The sequence below is a fragment of the Coleofasciculus sp. B1-GNL1-01 genome (assembly GCF_040220235.1).
In the GTDB taxonomy this organism is placed as follows: Bacteria; Cyanobacteriota; Cyanobacteriia; order Cyanobacteriales; family Coleofasciculaceae; genus Coleofasciculus.
Genome location: NZ_JAVJTO010000024.1, coordinates 51458 through 65620, shown reverse-complemented (window position 1 = coordinate 65620; position 14163 = coordinate 51458). Strand labels below are relative to the sequence as shown.

Here is a 14163-nt window from a genome sequence, read left to right as displayed (position 1 = left end):
GGGATCTAATAGGGGGACGGGAGGGGGATCTGAAGGGGGACTTTGATCTACTGTACTTTATTACAGCGCAAAGAGCTGTAACTCAAAACTCTACCTTACCTGTTCCCTGTTCCCTGTTCTCTAACAAATGACAAATGACAAATGACAAATGACGACCTCCGCCTTTCACGTTTATTGTGCCTACCTATTTATTTACGTTCAGGATGGGTTGTTTCTGGGGATGCAGCCGCCATTTGACTAATTCGAGCGATCAGTTGATAGAGACGCCCAGAATCTTTGCGGTTAAAGTAAAAAATTAAGCGTGGCAGATCAGCCGTTTCATCCGGAAGTTCTTCCGGCAAAGCCTTGCTTTTTTCAATTTGACCCTTGACAACAATATCACTAAACTCAGCGTTAAGCTGTTCAACCTCAGCATCAGACAACTCTGATTTAAGTCGCATCACAAACTGATCGCCCACATAACGACTAGAATGATAGACACTGTAGAACTGATGAATTGCCTCATAAGCCACATCCAGATTATCCGTCACCGTATAAAGGCTAGTATCTTCCGGGCTGATTAACCCGCGTTGAATTAGATGCTTGCGAAGATAGGCATCCCAATCGTGCCAGTATGTACCACCAGGGCGATCAATCAAGACTAATGGTACTGGTTCAAGTCGCCCGGTTTGACAGAGGGTTAAACATTCAAAGGCTTCATCCTGCGTACCAAAGCCACCAGGAAAAAGTGCGATCGCGTCACTTTCTTTAAGGAAGAATAGTTTGCGGGTAAAGAAATATTTAAACCGAATCAGTTTCGGATCTCCCTGAATAAACGGATTCGTTTCCTCAAAGGGAAGCTGAATATTCAAACCAAAGGAATTTTCCGCGCCCGCACCTAAATGTCCTGCCTCCATAATGCCACCGCCAGCACCTGTCATCACCATAAAACCGTGCTGGGTCAAATAGCGGGCAAACTCGGCAGCGATTTTATATTCCGGTGTCTGGGAGTCAATCCGGGCTGAACCGAAAATCGTCACCTTGCGGACATGACGATAGGGATAGAATACTTGAAAAGCAGATTCCATATCCTCTAACGTCGCTGTGAGGATTTTCCAATCCAGGCGATCAATCTCCTCCTGAGTCAGCCGAACCAGTACGCCTAAAGCACGTTGAATCCATTTTTCATCAGTCAGATTTGGCAGTCGCTCAATAAGTGCCGCTAAATCGCTCTTAAGTAACTGCGGATCAGAGTACGAAGGAGATGGAGTCATTGCGAATTTCACTAACGGCTCTCTATTTTATCAATGATTTGTCATTGGTCATTGGTCATCCTCTTCCCCAGCTTCCAGACGTAGCATGCTACGTCTCTACATGCTCCCCCAGCTCCCTCATCTCCCTCAGCACCTCTAGACTAGGACTCGACCTCTCGATAAACATAAATATCTCGCTCTCGCCCTACAGCAAATCTGAAGGAATGAGATAACGTTTTGCTCGATTGAGTCGTGAAAATAATCAGCGCTAAGACAATCAAACCCGCTGCACCCAGAAAAATGCTGGGATAGCCCAGAGGTTCAGCCATCGTACCCCAAAAGGGTCCTGCGATCGCAATCCCTAAATCAAACCCTGCAATACAAGCCGAGAACACGCGCCCACGTTCATGGGCGCCGGAGCGATCGGAAATTAAGGCGATCATCAAGGGTAATAAAATCCCCGCTCCTGATCCTTGAATTAAACCAATCAGCAAAAAGGCTTGTGGGGTTTGCGCTTGAGAAAACAGGGTTAAGGCAAATCCATAGCCAATCAGACTCCCGGTAATAAACACACCTCGCCCATACCGATCAGACGCCCGCCCCGCGATTAAACGCATCCCGAAACTCCCTATCGCCACCGCCGTGAAAAACCAGCCCGGATTTAAATCGACATTTGTGGCTCGGATATACAACGCCGCAAATGTACTCACCCCACCAAACGCCAACCCAGCCAAAAGCAATACCACAGCCGGAATCCTCAGCCGGGGACTCACCAATAGCTGCCAGAATCCTTTGAATGTCAGTTTAGCTGTGTTCGATTTTGCTCCCTGGATTCGCTCAGGTTCCCTCACCTGGCTAGCACAAACAAACGCGAATAAACCCAGCCCCCCAGAAAATAGAAAAAACGCGGTGTAACCCGCTTGAGCCTCCAGCAATCCCCCCAAGGCTGGACCTAATCCCATACCCAAGGGCGTCACCAGACTCATATAGCCAATTAACTCTCCTCGTTGACCTACGGGTGACAAATCGGTCACCAAGGCGATATAGCCTGTCGTAAATGCCGCTAAACCAATCCCGTGAAAGACCCGGATTGCCATTAACCAGGCAATCGAATCCGCGAACAAATACCCTAACGGTGCGATCGCCACCACAATCGTACCAATCAGGATTACCAGTTTACGGCTATGTTGATCGGCTAAATGTCCTAACCGTTGTCGAAACATCAACAACCCGATCGCAAAGCCGCCCATCACCATCCCGACTTGCTGCGTTGTTCCCCCCATGTCTTCAATGTAAGGGGGTAATGCTGGTAGCATCGAAGCTAAACTTGACCAAAACAGAAGACCCGCCGCGAATAGAGCGAGTAGGTTCCTGCGTTGTTGCGCTTCCATGGTTAAGAAGATTTTCATCTTGAGTCCATCCTGGTTCTATTTACTATTCTTAACATTTGACGAAACAACCTCCCTCGCCCGATAGATGGGTCTGTCTGCATCGGCAACGGTAGAATCCAATAGCCAAATATAAAGATTAAATAAAGATTAAGGAAATATTAAGAAAGCAAAATTTGGTTTAAATCTTTGGCATAATTTAATCATGGAAACTTAATTAAAGTTGTTACGTTCAATTCTTTTTTGTCATAAAACCAGTTACAAAATGCAGATAAAACAAGAAATCCATTGTCCAAATTGTGGGAGTCTCGCTCAACGAGAATACTGTTTTAAAACGAATTTATCTAATACTCAATGTCCAACCTGTGATTACTTGATGATCAATTGCTTCCGCACAGGCAAAGTGTTAGAAGCCTATGCACCAGGACTTTATGCTCATCGTTAAAACGTTATTAAGTTAGAACATATCCATAGATTCAGAGTAGGGACACGGCATGTCGTGTCCCTACTGTTGTTGATAAGCTGTGAGGTACACAGATAGATGCCCGACTTCTTAGAGGATACTGCTAATTCTTGTCGGGCATGGGTTGTTTGGATAACCGATAATTCTCCAATCGCTCACTGTATTGGTCAAACCCGTCTTCTGAATACAGCACCGTTTTCTTTTGTCCGACTACTTATGACAAATGACAAATGACAAATGACCAATAACAATCAAACCTCAACCAAATTCCCCACCACGCGATCGCGCCCTTGCACCTTTGCCTTATACAGCGCTTGATCTGCCTCCGCAATTAGCCGCTCTGGAGTCGTTCTTGGCGGCGGAATTACTCCAGCTACACCACAACTTAAGGTGACAAATTTACTCACCCCAGATCCCTCATGGACAATCGCCCGCGACTTCAGTTTCGAGCGAATCGATTCTGCTACCTGCATCGCACCTCTGAGGGAGGTATTCGGTAAAATCACCACAAATTCCTCACCCCCATACCGCGCTACCACATCCGCTGGACGCTTTGCCGCTTTACGCAAAATATTAGCAACTTGTTTAAGACACTCATCTCCCGCTTGATGTCCATAGGTATCGTTATATGCCTTAAAAAAATCAATATCACACAAAATTAACGACAGAGGTGATTGTTCCCGCGCCAATCGTTTCCACTCCTGCTGCAACGCCTCATCAAACGCCCGACGATTGGCAATCTGAGTCAACCCATCCAAATCAACCAACCGTTGCAACTCTTGATTCATTTCCTCTAACTTCGCCTTCAGCACCCGTTCTTGCTCAATTTTGCGGTGTAACTCCGCCATCACCCAATGCGTATGCAGTAACCGCCGCACTCGTTGCCGCAGCACCGCCCAATGAATCGGTTTCGTGATATAGTCTGTAGCGCCTGCTTCAAAGGCTCGGTCTACGGATTCCTGATTATTAAGTCCTGTAATCATCAAAATAGGTGGGCATTTCTGACCAAATCGTTCCTGTAACCGAGCGCAACAGGTAAACCCATCCATCACAGGCATCATCGCATCCAACAAAATAATATCGGGTAACTGTTCGGTGCAAAACGCCAGACATTGATGCCCATCCCCCACTTCTGAGACCCGATATCCTTCCTGTTCCATCGCCCGACGCAGCACCAGGCGTAGGGTCTTTTCATCATCCACAATCAAAATCAGGGGAGGGTCACGCTGAAAGTCAGGCTCATTCATCATAGTTTCCTCGGATGCTCTTGTTGCAACGCAGTGACAACTCGCTCATACTCCGCATTAAACCGGGAAATCAGGGTAGAAGCTGGCTCTAGGTTTCCCGTGCGACCCAACGCTTCTAACTCAGCACACAGTTGCGCCAAACCCTTTGCTCCAATCGTTAGACTCGATGATTTCAATGCATGGGCAGATTGGTGCAAAGCACTACCATCATCATGAGCGATCGCACTCCGAATCGCTTGTACCCTAGGTGGGGAGTCTTCCAGATAACTGTCAATCACTTCCGCGATTAACCCCTCATAATCATCTCCGGCAATTTCTCTTAAATCTTGCAGCACTTGCCGATCTAAAGCAGGGGTAACACTGGAGTCTGAGGTTATTTCTGGCACAGATACGTCCTCATCTGAATGATCCCGTATGCTATCTCTGCCCTCTTGAGCCAGCACTTGAGCATACGTGGTTAAGGCTTGAACCAGGGCTTCCGGTCGAATCGGTTTACTGATATAGTCATTCATGCCCACTTGCAAACATTGTTCTCGGTCTCCCTGCATCGCATGAGCCGTCATGGCAATAATCCAGGGTTGGCAAGCTGACGACCATTCAGCCCGGATGCGGCGAGTTGCCTCCAATCCGTCCATTTCAGGCATCTGCACATCCATGAAAACAACTTGATAGGACTTACGACGCAGGGATTCCAGCGCCTCTTGTCCATTGTTCGCCACATCTGCGCGATATCCTAAGCGCTGCAACATCTGGCGAGCTACCTTTTGATTGACCGCCACATCTTCGACTAGCAGAATGCTTAATGGTAACCTCTGGGCAAACTGAGCTTCAAGCAGTCCCGATGAGCGATCGCCCGGACGCACCGAAATCCGCCTACGTCCTAAAATTGCCACAAAAATATTATAAAGCTGGGATTGCTTAATCGGCTTGGTCAGAAATGCCGCAAAGTTGGGCAGATCATCGGGTTGATAGGGGGTTTGCCGACCCACAGAACTGAGCATGACCAAGGGGAGTTGTTCATTATTCGGTAACGCCTGGATTTGTAACGCTAAGGTCAAACCATCCATTTCTGGCATTTGCCAATCCAAAACCACCAGATCAAAAGGTTCCGAGTCGGCTAACCAGTTTAGCGCTTGCGCTCCTGATGCGGCTGTTGTCACCTCCATTCCCCACGACTGCGCCTGTAGGGTGATAATCTGCCGATTCGTGGCATTATCATCCACTACCAGTAACCGTTTTCCCCGTAACTCCGGTTGGGGTGCATCCAACTCCGCCGTGACCGAATTGGGGTCTGATTTCACTACAATCGTGAAATAAAACGTCGAACCTTTCCCTACCTCACTTTCTGCCCACAAGCGCCCGCCCATCCGTTCACTCAAGCGCTTACTAATCGCTAAACCCAATCCTGTCCCACCATAATTGCGGGTCATCGACGCATCCACCTGAGAGAATGGTTTAAACAACCGATTCATGCGATCGCGGGGAATGCCAATTCCCGTATCTCTGACCGTAAATTGCAGTTCGTAGGTTTCTTCGGCTTCCAGGCGTTCCACCGGAACAGCTCCCCCAGCTCCCCCTGCTCCCTCTGCTCCCTCTGCTCCCTCTGCTCCCTCTGCTCCCTCTGCTCCCTCTGCTCCCCCAGCTTCCCCAGACAACGCTCGACTCATCACCGATACCACCACTTCCCCCTGTTCCGTAAACTTCACCGCATTACTCAGTAAATTCACCAGAATCTGTCGCAGGCGGGTAATATCACCCACCACATTGGTCGGTGTTTGGGGTTCAATTAAATAAGCAAGTTCCAATCCCTTCGCCGCCGTTTGAGAGGCAACTAAATCCAACGCTTCCTCAATACAAACATGCACATCAAAGGGGTGTTCCTCTAACTCCAATTTTCCGGATTCTATTTTCGAGAAGTCCAGAATATCATTAATAATCGTCAGCAACGCTTCGCCACTGCTACTAATCGTATTAGCAAAGTCTTGCTGTTGGGACGTCAACTCAGTATCCAACAACAACCCAGCCATACCAATCACCGCATTCATCGGCGTGCGGATTTCATGGCTCATCATTGCCAGAAACTCACTTTTTGCCCGATTAGCGACTTCGGCTTCCCGTTTCGCTTTATGTAGGGCGAGGTTCTTGAGTGTCAGTTCTTCCCGCCGTTGCTTTTCCTGTTCTAAGAGTTGAGCTTGAGCTAAAGCAATCCCAACTTGCGCCGCCACCGCTTCTAACAGTTCAATTTCATCATTACTCCACTGACGGAAGCGATCGCATTGATGCAGGCAAATAATACCATTGGTCTGCTCCTGATAGGAAGTCCGCACCGAAAGCATGGATTTCAGACCAATCTGACGACAAAGTTGATTCGCCCCCTCCAGTCGCGGATCAGCATAAACATTCTCGGAACTTACGGCTTGGTCTTGCACCAGCACCGCTTGGGCGTGAGGATTGCCCACAACGGGAATCGTTTGCTGTCGGGTTGACTTATAACCGGGTTCTAGATACTCAGCCACCAACGGAATTTGCGGACAAGGCTTTGCCAAATAGGTATGAATCAGACAACGATTTACACCGAAAACCTGACCCACTTGCGTCGCCGCCGTCTGAAAAATATGCTTACTGTCTAAGCTTTGGCGAATTTCTTGGGTAATTTGTTTGAGCAACAACATCTGTTGTAATTGCTGCTCTAATAAGGTTCTGGCTTGTTGACGTTCGATCTCATGACCCACCCACTGTGCCATGAGTTTGAGCAGTTGAGGAGACGCCGAGCGATTGTTGGTGGCGAGGGGGGTGGGACGTTGATCGAGACTTAAAAAGCACAGCGCCCCATAAACATTTCCCGCTACCTTGACACTCGTACCCAGATAGGATTTAATTCCAAACGTGAGACAGGCTGGATGATTTGCCCATTCTGTATCTTCAGCCGACTCGAACGCGATCGGTTCCTTGGCGTGAATCGTTTCGCTGCAAATGGTCTGTCCTAATTCAAATGTATCTCCCGCCTGCACCTGTCGAGGTGATTTAGGCGGAACTTGAGCCGCAATCACCAAACAGCGCCCTTGTTCAATCCGAGACACAATACCGACATCGTGACCAAAATGACGCCGCCCCAAGGCTAAGAGTCCTTGTAGACGTTGCTCAAACGTGAGTTTGGGTGCAGCAGCCACTCGATATAAAGCCCGAATCGCGGCTTCGTCTTGGCGCTGTTGTTGCTCAATCTGTTTGCGCTCGGTAATATTCCGGATAATGCCAATAATTTGATTGTCCAAAAATGGCACGAGTCGGGCTTCATAGTTTTGCTCCCCTGTCTCTAAGGATAAGGAATAGTCCAGACTCACTGGGGATTGGCGCTGAATCACCTGCGCGATCGCCCCCTGAATTTTATCACTCACATCAGCAGGGAGAACATTGTGTACTGGCTGTCCCAAAAACTGTTCTGGCGGAACGTATAATTCACCCCGATTGGTAGCTTGATAATCGAGAATCGTTCCATCTTGACTCAAGCGAAAATACAAATCCGGAAGGGCGTTAAAAATCGCTTGCAGTTCTGAGTTTTTCTGATATAAAGCGTCCTCGGCTTGTTTGCGATGGGTGATATTACCAAAGGTAACGGCAAACCCGTCCCCTAATTTGACGGCGGCGATTTGAAACCAAGCCTGAATTCCTTCGTGGTGGTAATGAAATTCTCGCTCAAGCGGAATCCCTGTTTCGGTTACCTGAACATAGAAATCAAACAGCCCTTCCTGGCGATTTCCCGGCATTTCCATGAGTAACTGCTTACCAATGAGTTCCTCACTCGTTCGTCCCACCATGCGTTCGGCAGCCGGATTGACGAGCAACCATTTAAAATCAATAATAGTCCCTTGGCGATCGCGAACCGCCTCAAATGCCATCACCCCATCCAGGGAACTATTTAATACCCCCGATAGCAGGGATTGGGAATATTCCAGAGCAGCTTGACTTTCTTTTACATCTGTGATATCGATACAAGAACCGATATAACCGAGAAAACTACCATCCGTGCCAAACCGAGGTACACCTGTATCTAAGAACCAACGGTATTCCCCATCAGCGCGTCGCAGTCGGTATTCCATGCGAAAGGCTTGGCGACGGTTAAAGGCATGAGTATAGGTTTGTCGGCAATTCTCCTTGTCTTCTGGATGTACCGCCTCTAGCCATCCCTCGCCCAGTTCATCCTCTAAACGGCGTCCGGTAAAGTCCAACCAGGGGCGGTTGAAAAACGTACAACGTCCATCGGTTCCCGCCACCCACAACAGTACAGGCGCACTATCTGCCATCGCCCGGAAACGGGCTTCACTTTCCCGTAAGGCGGCTTCGGCTTGCTTGCGTTCAGTTACGTCATGAGCCACACAATAGATTAATCCTTCTTCAACTAAAGCTTTCGCATTCCACAACAGCCAGCGATAGGAACCATCGCGACAGCGATAGCGATTTTCAAAGGCGATGGAATCTTTCCCCCTTGTCAGTTGTTCAGCTTCCGCCAGAGTCGCGGCGTGATCATCGGGATGAACCAATTCTAGATAAGGTTGGGCTAAGAGTTCAGCTTCACTCCATCCCAGAGTTTTTTCCCAGGCGGGATTCAGGCGTCTAAAATAGCCATCAAACCCCGCAATACAAAGCATATCAACGGACAGGTCAAAGATGCGATCGCGTTCTTGTTCGGCTTGGCGACGTTCACTAATATCAGTTTGAATGCCAATATAGTGGGTGAGTTTGCCATTGTGATCGCGGATGGGGGAAATGGACAATTCATTCCAGAAGCGTGTCCCGTCTTTGCGAGTGTTTTGCAGGATGACGTGACAGTCTTGTTCGTTTTTTAGTGCCGCTTTTAGTTTATCTAAGCCAGGTTGTTGCTGATTATCTCCTTGTAAGAAGCGACAGTTTTTTCCCAAAACCTCTTGAGCTGAATAACCAGTAATTCGCTCAAAGCCGGGATTGACGAAAATAATCGGATTATCGGGTACATTTGGATCAGTAATCAGGATACCATTACTACTGGCTGCGATCGCCCGTTCCAACAGTTGTAAGCGCACCTCAGTCTGCTTGGATTCGGTAATGTTGCGGGTGACTTTGGCAAACCCCCGCAAGTATCCTGTTTCATCGCGCAGCGCCGTAATAATCGTTGTACACCAAAACTGGGAACCATCCCGCCGAATGCGCCACCCTTCATCCTCAAATCGACCCGTTTCGGCGGCAATTTTTAAGGATTGTTCGGGTTTACCGCTTTCTTGATCGTCCTTGAGGAAAAAACACTGATAAGATTGACCAATGATCTCGGATGCTGAATACCCTTTCAGACGTTGAGCGCCTGCATTCCAGCTAACAATCTTACCTTCAGTATCAAGCAGGTAAATCGCATAGTCTTTGATCCCGTCAATCAGCAGGTTTAAGCGCTCATCACTGGCTTGTAGGGCGAGTTCGGTTTGCTGGCGATCGCTAATATCGCGAATCAGCCAGAGAATTCCCACAACGTTTCCGTCTCTATCTTTAACGACACTATTAAGGGTTTCGCTGCTAAAACTATTCCCGGTTTGGCGTTGATAGTTTATCACTTTGGACTGATTGAAATCCGCCGAATCCGGATTCATCGTCTGTGGATCAAACTCCTCAGGATTCGCATATAACTGCGATAAGGGTTGTCCCACTAAGGCTTCTGGTTGATACCCAAAAAGCTGATTAAACGCGGAGTTAACCTTAACGATAAAACCGTCTGTATCCGTAACAACTACCGCCTGAGGAATCGCTTGAAACAATAGGGCGAAGTCGGTTGGTATTGTTTTAGTCAACTGTTCTGGGGAATTGGCAAAAGCGGTCGCATTTCTTTTTCGTCGAGTTTGTCTTAAGCCGACTAAACCTATAGCCAATAACCCCATGACAGCAAAGACACCGCCATAGATTAGCACTGGGCGAATTGGGCTGAAATCAAAAAGCCAGCCAGCTACATTACACCAATGAATCAACCCATCGATTAACAGTCGATTGAAAAAGGGAAACATACAAACTCTACCGAGCGGAGAAACTTGGGCTTATTTCAGTCAGCGATAACGATAAAGGGACTGAACATAAGGATTCAGGGTAGTACACGCGGACGCCAGAAAAACCGACTATTCAAATCAGTGAACCGAGTCATGGCAAAATGCTTTTGACGTGTGACGTTCAAGATCGTGCGGTACTAAGGTAATGCCGTGACAGTTTTCCTCCCCATATCCCAGAGTCAAAGTTACGATTTTTTCTGACTTTAGAAACATCCCTGTTGCAAAAGCGGGTCGGTTATATCTGCCATGCATAGAGTTGAACACTTAACTAGTTTATCTACCCACAACTAGACTGCAAAGCTCTGCGTAGCTTTTCCTGATTTGTCGGGCTAAACTGCAAAAAAATTAAAAAAAATTTACGTATTGATTAGGAAATCAATAAATTCTAACATCAGCATTAAATGGCAAAAAAGTCAAATATTTTGTAGTTCTCCTAGAGGAATTGACCACTCAATGAAGCAACAAAAATCGAGAGTGGCAAGCCGTCTCTTGATTGTGCCTAATCTGACTGAAAGTGATTAGTAGTGTTCTAGACATTCAGCTATTTTGCCGCTACCCAGTTCAGAATTCCTTTATTAATGATTCCTCCAGGTTAATGGCAAGGTGAGAAAAAATAGAACAGCTTATTTTCTATAATAAACGATCAAGCACGCTATTGAAATACTCGGTGGCGCTATCTGGGCTAAATCAAGACAGTCATAGACGTCGCTGTGCCAGAGTTGTCAGTATGCTAACTTAGCTAGGGACTCGCCAAAGCGCGTATCCTCAACCCTGAGCATCTCAACGACAGTGAAAGCCCATGCAAATCTATACCAGGCAATTGCGGGTGCGGCATTATGAAATTGATGTCCTCGGACATGTCAACAATGGTGTTTACCAGAATTATCTTGAACAAGCCGCCGTGGAACACGCCCAACTCCTGGGTTACTCTTTGGCACAATGCCGAAATTTAGGAGGTGTGTTTGTCATGCGTCGGATTGCGATCGACTATCTGCGTCCAGCAATGGCAGATGATACCCTAGAAATCACCACTTGGCTACAGCAGATGAAAGGAACCCGGGCGATTAGACGCTATGAAATTCATCGATTGGGAGAAGTGCAACCCTTAGTCATTGCCGAAGCAATCTGGGTGTGGGTGGATGGGGTTACGATGCGCCCACGGGGAATTCCTAAAGAGATTCTGATGACTTTCGAGTCAATCCAACCCTCTGATGAGCTATCATGCACTTAATTTTAATCCCATTCACGTAAGCTTAATTTATTAATTAAAATCAAGCTTAATAGTTAAGCCTGACTGAAATTATCATCCATTCAGTATGGGGTCGTATTGAGGTGAATTTTACAAGCAAAGGAGTTGAAATTCTGGCGTGTTACCGGAGCATAATCGAAACCAATACATTTACAAACTGCAGAAACAAAAACGTTTATTTCAGTTGGTGTTGTTCTTCGCTCTGTCCGCATTAGTTGTATCACTGGTTGTCAATCTTTTCCTCTTCTCCCAAGCCAAATCGTACTACCTACAACTGAACAAAACCAATCTCGATCCCCTCGGATTACAAACCTTGAGTGGGGATTCGTTAGCTGATCGTTCCTCGACTCACTCTCCAGTAACCGTTGTCTTCTTTGGTGACTCGCGAGCAGCAATGTGGGTTGAGCCAGACAATATTAACAATGTTTCTTTTATCAATCGTGGCATTGGCAGTCAAACGTCTACTCAGGTATTGGGACGTTTTGATCAACATATTTTACCCTTACATCCCGATATTATCGTTGTGCAAGTTGGGATTAACGATTTGAAAACGATCCCACTATTCCCTAAGCAAAAATCCACCATTGTTAGTAACTGTAAGACGAATATTCACAAGATTGTCGATCGTGCAGTCAAACAGGATGCCACCGTTATTTTAACCACCATTTTCCCCATTGGTCCGGTTCCCCTGATTCGTCAACCGTTTTGGTCACCTGATGTCGCCAAAGCCGTTGAGGATGTCAATGCTTACCTCTACTCGCTAAAAGCCAAAAATGTCTTCATTTTAGATGCCTATTCACTTTTGGTAGAGGATCAGCAGGTTAAAAGCCAGTACGTTTACGATACGTTACATATCAATCCTAGAGGGTATCAGGCGCTCAATCAGGAGTTAAAAAAAATGCTCTCAACTGGATTAATAGACATTCATAAATAATAAGTAATAATTCAATGGCTAGGATGGGGTTAGCGAGTCAAGCAAGCCTAGCCAGTAATGATTGCTTAATTTGAGGATTGGCGGCGATGATAAAATTAGTATATCTATCCATGGGCAGAAGCTAAGGTTATCATTAGCAGCTATGATTAGCATCTCAAGCTAATTTCGGTTTTACACTTAAAAGGAGATGGCAATGTTACAATTTTTAATCAATTTTCAGCAACGGATTGGCAAAATGCTTTGGGCTTTAAGTTTAATTACTTTAATCAATCTAGGGGGTTTATTACTCCTGAGCAATCAAGCCGCGTTAGCTGACTCTGATACACCCTTGACAACTCCACCAAAAACAGAAAAGACCGAATTAGGATTGTCACAGCAAGAGAAAGAAGAAGCCTACGAAGAAGCCACAGAAGCACTGTCGAAAGATCCGCAAAAAGGAGTGGAAAAACTTTACGAAGAGGAAAAGGAAAAGTATGAAGAATCTCAGCCTGATAAGAACGTGTTTGAAAAAGTGAAAGACATGATTGAAGGGCTAAAAAACACTGATTAAACGCACCTGAAAGCCCCCCAAAAAGTTATCCGGGCGACTATTCACCAGTGTTTAGTCGTCCTGTTTGTAGTTTGTAGTTTGTAGTAAGGGCTTTAGCCTATCAGCGCGTCAACGTAGGAACTAACAGTTGTATAATTTAACTGTGCAAGGTTAGAGTTTGTAGTCAAAGCTCTAGCCTATCAGCGTGTCAACGTAGGAACTAACCTCAACGTTATATTGGCGCTAAAGCGCAACTACAAGCGCAAGGACAAACTTATGTACAACTATCGCTACCTTACTCCCATCCAAAAAGCTGAAATCCTTGAATACCGTAAACTTCAAGGCTTTCCTCCTCATTCTCCTCCCCATCCTTTTCAAAATAAAGATTTCTACCTGCTAACGGCGGCTTGCTACGAACACAAACCCCGTATCAATAGTATCTCTCGTCGTCAGGAACTTTTAGACCAATTATTTAAGAATTTCCTAGACGCAGGTATTGAAATCCTCGCTTGGGTCATTTTAACTAATCATTATCATGTATTAGTCAATACCGTTGAGTTTAAGCGGGTGAGTGGTATTTTCCGCCTGATTCATGGTAGACTGGCTCGTCAGTGGAATCTAGAAGATAAGTTAAGGGGAAAAGTTTGGTATTCTTACTGCGATCGCGCGATTCGTTCGCAACGTCATTATTATGCTACTTTAAACTATATCCACTACAATCCGGTGAAACATAATTATGTTGAATCTCCCTATGATTGGGACACAAGTAGTGTTCACTGGTATTTGCAGGAAAGGGGGCGAGAGTGGTTGAGACAGTGTTGGGTTGGATTTCCTGTTCAAGATTACGGGAAAGAGTGGGATAAGTTTAGTTTGTAGTAAGGGCTTTAGCCTACTCATCGCTTCAACGTAGGATCTAACAGTTGTATGATTTAACTGTGCAAGGTTAGAGTTTGTAGTAAGGGCTTTAGCCTATCACTACTTCAATGTAGGATCTAACCTCAACGTTATATCGGCGCTAAAGCGCAACTACAAGCGCAACTACAAGCGCATCTACAAGCGAAA

9 protein-coding genes are annotated in these 14163 nt (G+C 46.3%); 5 read left to right on the top strand and 4 right to left on the bottom strand.

Annotated elements, in window-relative coordinates:
- Nucleotides 1-188: 188 nt before the first annotated feature.
- Nucleotides 189-1253, bottom strand: a complete 1065-nt coding sequence (locus RID53_RS05640; RefSeq protein ID WP_446387186.1) for an LOG family protein — start codon at nucleotides 1251-1253, stop codon at nucleotides 189-191.
- Between the two features lie 140 nt (nucleotides 1254-1393).
- A complete protein-coding gene (locus RID53_RS05635) occupies nucleotides 1394-2641 on the bottom strand; it encodes an MFS transporter (RefSeq protein WP_446387185.1) in 1248 nt (415 codons plus the stop codon).
- A 244-nt stretch (nucleotides 2642-2885) separates the two neighbouring features.
- Here RID53_RS05635 and RID53_RS05630 point away from each other — a divergent pair, with 244 nt between their 5' ends.
- Nucleotides 2886-3065: a replication restart DNA helicase PriA gene (locus RID53_RS05630; protein WP_446387184.1), complete on the top strand. Its 180-nt coding sequence runs from the start codon at nucleotides 2886-2888 to the stop codon at nucleotides 3063-3065.
- Nucleotides 3066-3334: 269 nt separating this feature from the next.
- Here the strand turns inward: RID53_RS05630 and RID53_RS05625 are convergent, their stop codons facing one another.
- Nucleotides 3335-4330 carry a diguanylate cyclase domain-containing protein gene (locus RID53_RS05625; protein ID WP_446387206.1) on the bottom strand — a complete coding sequence of 332 codons (996 nt, stop codon included), beginning with the start codon at nucleotides 4328-4330 and terminating at the stop codon, nucleotides 3335-3337.
- Nucleotides 4330-10350: a PAS domain S-box protein gene (locus tag RID53_RS05620; RefSeq protein ID WP_446387183.1), complete on the bottom strand. Its 6021-nt coding sequence runs from the start codon at nucleotides 10348-10350 to the stop codon at nucleotides 4330-4332. The genes RID53_RS05625 and RID53_RS05620 overlap by 1 nt, the downstream gene beginning before the upstream one ends.
- 838 nt (nucleotides 10351-11188) lie before the next feature.
- Between RID53_RS05620 and RID53_RS05615 the strand changes: the two genes are divergently transcribed.
- The 4 genes from RID53_RS05615 (at nucleotide 11189) to RID53_RS05600 (ending at nucleotide 13977) form a co-directional block, all read left to right on the top strand.
- A complete protein-coding gene (locus tag RID53_RS05615) occupies nucleotides 11189-11620 on the top strand; it encodes an acyl-CoA thioesterase (RefSeq protein ID WP_446387182.1) in 432 nt (143 codons plus the stop codon).
- Nucleotides 11621-11825: 205 nt separating this feature from the next.
- A complete protein-coding gene (locus RID53_RS05610) occupies nucleotides 11826-12572 on the top strand; it encodes an SGNH/GDSL hydrolase family protein (RefSeq protein ID WP_446387181.1) in 747 nt (248 codons plus the stop codon).
- 193 nt (nucleotides 12573-12765) lie between these two features.
- A complete protein-coding gene (locus tag RID53_RS05605) occupies nucleotides 12766-13122 on the top strand; it encodes a hypothetical protein (RefSeq protein ID WP_446387180.1) in 357 nt (118 codons plus the stop codon).
- Nucleotides 13123-13377: 255 nt separating this feature from the next.
- Nucleotides 13378-13977 carry an REP-associated tyrosine transposase gene (locus tag RID53_RS05600; protein ID WP_446387179.1) on the top strand — a complete coding sequence of 200 codons (600 nt, stop codon included), beginning with the start codon at nucleotides 13378-13380 and terminating at the stop codon, nucleotides 13975-13977.
- Nucleotides 13978-14163 lie beyond the last annotated feature (186 nt).

Coding starts and splice junctions, on each gene's coding strand:
- RID53_RS05600 (WP_446387179.1), top strand. CDS start 13,378: ATGTACAACTATCGCTACCTTACTCCCATCCAAAAAGCTGAAATCCTT.
- RID53_RS05640 (WP_446387186.1), bottom strand. CDS start 1,253: ATGACTCCATCTCCTTCGTACTCTGATCCGCAGTTACTTAAGAGCGAT.
- RID53_RS05605 (WP_446387180.1), top strand. CDS start 12,766: ATGTTACAATTTTTAATCAATTTTCAGCAACGGATTGGCAAAATGCTT.
- RID53_RS05620 (WP_446387183.1), bottom strand. CDS start 10,350: ATGTTTCCCTTTTTCAATCGACTGTTAATCGATGGGTTGATTCATTGG.
- RID53_RS05630 (WP_446387184.1), top strand. CDS start 2,886: ATGCAGATAAAACAAGAAATCCATTGTCCAAATTGTGGGAGTCTCGCT.
- RID53_RS05615 (WP_446387182.1), top strand. CDS start 11,189: ATGCAAATCTATACCAGGCAATTGCGGGTGCGGCATTATGAAATTGAT.
- RID53_RS05625 (WP_446387206.1), bottom strand. CDS start 4,330: ATGAATGAGCCTGACTTTCAGCGTGACCCTCCCCTGATTTTGATTGTG.
- RID53_RS05635 (WP_446387185.1), bottom strand. CDS start 2,641: ATGAAAATCTTCTTAACCATGGAAGCGCAACAACGCAGGAACCTACTC.